This window comes from Nitratireductor sp. GCM10026969, from assembly GCF_042660605.1.
Taxonomy (GTDB): Bacteria; Pseudomonadota; Alphaproteobacteria; order Rhizobiales; family Rhizobiaceae; genus Chelativorans.
In genome coordinates, this window is sequence record NZ_JBHSUM010000222.1 from 1 (window position 1) to 5,026 (window position 5,026).

The window sequence follows — 5,026 nt, forward strand, 5'->3', positions numbered from 1 at the left end:
ACGGGCAACGTGCCGCTGTCCGATGTCGTGCCGCAGGATGATGGGCCGCTCTTCGGCGATATCGATGGCGGCGGCACACTGTCCGACTTCGCGCCTTCCGCCGCGACACTCCAGCCCGGCGAGGAGCGGAAGTTTACGGCCAGTTATACCCTGGCAGAGCTGGACATCGACGCGGCAGCGGGGATCGAGAACGCTGTTGAGAACACGGCGACGGCGGTTGGCTATGCGAACGGGACGCGGGTGACGGGGACGGAGGTGGTCTCCGATGAGAGCGTCATTGTGCTCTCCCTTCCGGCGGCGGCGAGCGAGATCTCCATCGTCAAGCTTGCCGACCTGCGCTACATCCGGCGCGGCGAGCAGGCGCCGTTCACGATCCGGGTGACGAACCATGCCGGCTCGCGGGTGGACGGGCTGACGGTGGTCGACCGGGTGCCGTCGGGCTTCCGCTATGTGGAAGGCTCGGCGACGATTGACGGGGTGGAGGTGACGCCTCTTGAGGGCGGCCGCGAGATCCGCTTTGCGAACCTGTCGCTGGAAGGCAATGGCGAGATCGAGATCCGGCTCAGGCTGGTGGCGCTCTCCTCGGCCGGTCCGGGCGAGCACGTCAACCGGGCGCGCGCGCAGGATGCGGCCGGGCGGCAGCTGGCGCCGGAGGCGCGGGCCGTGGTGGAGATCCTGGTGGAGCCGGTGTTCGACTGCGGCGACATCATCGGCAAGGTGTTCGACGATGTGAACGGCAACGGCTACCAGGATCAGGGCGAGCCGGGGCTTCCCGGCGTGCGGGTGGCGACCGTCAAGGGCTGGCTGATCACCACTGATGCGCATGGCCGCTTCCACGTCGCCTGCGCGGACCTGCCGGACAGCCGCATCGGCTCGAACTTCATCATGAAGCTGGACGAGCGCACGTTGCCGACCGGCTACCGGCTGACGACGGAGAACCCGCGCGTCGTGCGTCTGACGGCGGGCAAGATGACCAAGCTCAACTTCGGCGCCTCGATCGGCCGGGTGGTGCGTCTGGATCTCCAGGATGCCGCCTTCGTGCCGCGCGAGACGGAGCTTGACGCGCGCTGGTCGGCCGGCCTCGACGCGCTGGTCGGCGTGCTTGCGGAGGAGCGGTCGGTGCTGCGGCTCACCTACATCGACGCGGGCAGCGATCCGGCGCTGGCCGAAGCGCGCGTAGAGCACATGAAGGACCTGATCACCGAGCGATGGCGAGAACGGCAACGGGCCTACCCCTTGAACATCGAGACGCGTGTGGAGGCGGGACAATGAGGGTGAACCTGACTGCGCGCGGCCTGCTCGACCGCAGGTTTCTTCTCCTCGGCTGCACGGCGCTGGCGGGGGCGCTGGCGGGGCTGCCGCCGGCGCTGGCCGAGGACGGCCTCGATGGCCCCTTCGACAAGCTCAGGAGCGCCCATGACAGCTCCGTCCACGCGCTGCCGGTGGGCGCGAACACGGAGGCGGAAGGGGCCGCGGATGCGCCGTCGATCCCCTTCAAGATCAGCGTCGACGGGGAGACGGTGGACGAGAGCGCCGAGCCCGCCGCGGATTCGGCGCTTGCGCCGGGCGAGGCCCGTCCTGAGCCTGTCGAAGGGGAGCCTGTCGAAGGGGCTGTGCGTCCGGTGGACCGGCAGCGGCAGGCCGATGTCGGGCTGTCGGCGGTCGACATCCAGGTGAAGTTCGACGGGCTCGAGGCGGGGCGGCTTCTCAACGTGTCGACCATGCCGGTGGAGCGCACCTATGCGGCCGGCGAGGCGGTGACGTTCCTGGCGACCTCGAACTATCCGGCCTTCATCGACAAGGCGGAGATCCGCATCTTCGAAGCGGGGGCGCAGGACCGGCCGCTCGCCATCCTGCCGGTCGCGATCAACGGCACGGCCTCCTGGACCATGCCGGCGGCGGAAGAGAGCGCGTTCGCCTATGTGCTGCGCGTCTATGACAAGAGGGGCCGCTATGACGAGACGGTGCCGCTGACGATTGCGCGCACCGACCGTGCGGATCTGGCCGGCCACAGGCGCGAGGACGCGGTGGCGCCCGGCTGGGGCGAGGACCGCACCGCCTTCCACAACATTCCCGTCCATGGCGGGGCGGTGACGGTCTATGGTCGCAACGTTCCGCCGGGCTACCGGGTGGAGGTGCTGGGCGAGACCATCCCGCTCGATCGCGAGCAGTCCTTCGTGGTGAGCCGCATCCTGCCGCCCGGCGACCATGCCGTGGCGGTCGCGGTGAAGGGCGCGTCGAAGACCGGCGGGCTCGCCTTTACCCGCGACATCAACATCCCCGACAATGACTGGTTCTACGTCGCGCTGGCCGATCTCACCATCGGCAAGCGGATGGGCGACGACCGCATCGAGGAGGTGCGGCCGGGCGAATATGACGAGGTCTATTCCAAGGGAAGGCTGGCCTTCTACCTGAAGGGCAAGATCAAGGGGAAGTATCTGCTGACGGCGGCCGCCGACACCGGCGAGGACGAACTCGACGCGCTGTGGAAGAACCTCGACAAGGAGGACCCGCGGCGCATCCTGCGCCGGCTCGACCCGGACGACTATTACCCGGTCTATGGCGACGATTCGACCATGGTCGAGGACGCGCCGACCAAGGGCAAGTTCTATGTGCGGCTGGAGCGCGGCGACAGCCACGTGATGTGGGGCAACTACAAGACGGCGATCACCGGCACCGAGTTCCTGCGCTCCGACCGGGCGCTCTACGGGGCCAACGCCGTCTACCGCTCCGAAGCGGCGACGCCCTTCGGCGAGCGGCGCACCGAGGTCACCCTCTACGCCGCCCAGCCCGACACGCTTCCCTCCCGCGAGGTGTTCCGGGGCACCGGCGGCTCGGCCTACTTCCTGAAGCGCCAGGACATCGTCGAGGGCTCGGAGACGGTGCGCGTGGAGGTGCGCGATCCGGTGACCGACCGCGTCGTCGAACGGCGCACGCTGGCCTATGGCGAGGACTATCACTTCGACTACATGCAGGGCGTGATCATCCTGCGCCGGCCGCTCAATTCCATGACCGGGGCGCGCGGTCCCGTGCGCAACGGCGCGCTCGGCGGCGAGCGGCTCTATCTGACGGTGGACTACGAGTACGAGCCTTTGGCGAGCGATGTCGACGGCTATGTCTATGGCGGGCGCGCCCAGCACTGGCTGAACGATCACGTCCGCCTCGGCGTGACCGGCATGGACGATTCGACGGAACTGGCCGACCAGAAGGCCTATGGCGCCGATATCCAGATCCGCCATTCCGAGCGCACCTTCCTGGAGGCGGAGGTCGCCCATTCCAAGGGGCGCGGCTTCAACCTGTCGCAATCGGTGGACGGCGGGCTGACCTGGGGCGACAACCGGCCCGGCGCGCCGGCCGGCGCGGACGATGAGGGCACGGCCTGGCGCGTGCGCGGCCAGGTCGACCTCGAGGAGGCCGGCGCCGGCATCAAGGGCACGGTGGGCGGCTATTACGAGGAGAAGGAGGCGGGCTACGCCAGCCTCTTCGACCATGCCGCCGTCGACCGGCGCATCTGGGGCGCCCATGCCGATCTGGAGCTGACCGAGGACCTCGGTCTGAAGCTCGCCTATGACGACCTGAAGGACGGTGACGGGCGGGTGCGGCGCGACGGCACCGGCAGCGTCAGCTGGCAGTTCGACCGGCACTGGAAGGCCTCCTTCGGCGTCACCTATACGGAGATCATGTCGCCCTGGGCGCGGCAGGCCGGCAAGTCGGGCTATGACGGCAGCCGCGTCGATGCCGGTGTGCGCATCGACTACCGCTTCGACGACGACCGGCTGGTCTACGGCTTCGCGCAGGGCACGGTTCACCGCTCGCGCGACATCGACCGCAACGACCGGGTGGGCGTGGGCGCGGAATGGCGGCTCACCGACAAGGTGGGGGTGACCGGCGAGGTCTCCTACGGCACGCACGGCATCGGCGGGCTGGCCGGCATCACCTACGACCCGAACGCCGACGACCACTACTATCTCGGCTACCGGCTCGACCCCGACCGCGCCTTCCAGCTCGACAACAGCCGCGACCTCTACGGCACCGACAAGGGCACCATCGTCGCCGGCATGCGCCGGCGCATGGGCGAGATGGTGTCGGCCTATTCGGAAAGCAATTACGACCTTTACGGCAACCGCAAGTCGCTCACCCAGACCTATGGCGTCGTCTACACCCCCGACGCCCAGTGGACCGTCGACGCCGGGCTGGAGATCGGCCGCGTGCGCGACGACACGGTCTATGAGGGCAAAGCGCGCGAGGACTTCGACCGCTACGCGCCCTCGCTCAGCCTCGCCTACAAGGACGAGGAGGCGGGCATCAATGCGCGGGTGCGCGGCGAGGTCAGGATCGAGCGCTCCGACGACGGCACGCGCGACCAGAACTCCTATCTGTTCGCCGCCGGCCTCGGCTGGAAGACCAGCCCCGACTGGCGGCTTCTCGCCCATGTCGACGCGGTGGTCTCCGACACCAAGTCCAGCGAGGTCTTCTTCGCCGACACCGACTATGTCGAGGCCTCGCTCGGCTACGCCTACCGGCCGGTCGACAACGACCGCCTGAACGCGCTGTTCAAATACACCTGGCTCTACGACCTGCCCGGCAACAGGCAGGTGATCAGCGGTGCGACCGGCGATTCCCATGCGCCGGCCCAGCGCAGCCACATCCTGTCGGCCGACGTTGCCTACGACCTCGTGCCCTGGCTCACCATCGGCGGCAAATACGGCTTCCGCATCAGCGAGGTCAAATACCGCACCGGGCACGGTTCGCACGCCGCCTTCGAGGAGGAATGGCAGAAATCCTCCGCCCATCTCGGCATCCTGCGCGCCGACCTGCATCTCATCAAGAAATGGGACCTGCTCGTCGAGGGCCGCGTCATGCACATCCCCGACGTCGACACCGAATACGGCGCGCTGGCCGCCCTCTACCGCCATGTCGGCAACAACTTCAAGGTCGGCCTCGGCTACAACTTCGGCCGCTTCTCCGACGACCTCAGAGACCTCACCCTCGACGACCAGGGCCTCTTCCTCAACGTCGTCGGGAA

At 68.4% G+C, this 5,026-nt stretch carries 1 protein-coding gene and 1 pseudogene; both read left to right on the forward strand.

The genetic code is table 11. The features are described 5' to 3' along the window. Positions 1-1,272 (forward strand): annotated as a pseudogene (locus tag ACFP9U_RS23740) (hypothetical protein); the annotation flags it as partial. Continuing rightward, on the forward strand, positions 1,269-5,026 hold a 3,758-nt coding region (locus tag ACFP9U_RS23745), incomplete at its 3' end, for a TonB-dependent receptor (RefSeq protein ID WP_378625232.1). The pseudogene ACFP9U_RS23740 and the gene ACFP9U_RS23745, both read left to right, overlap by 4 nt.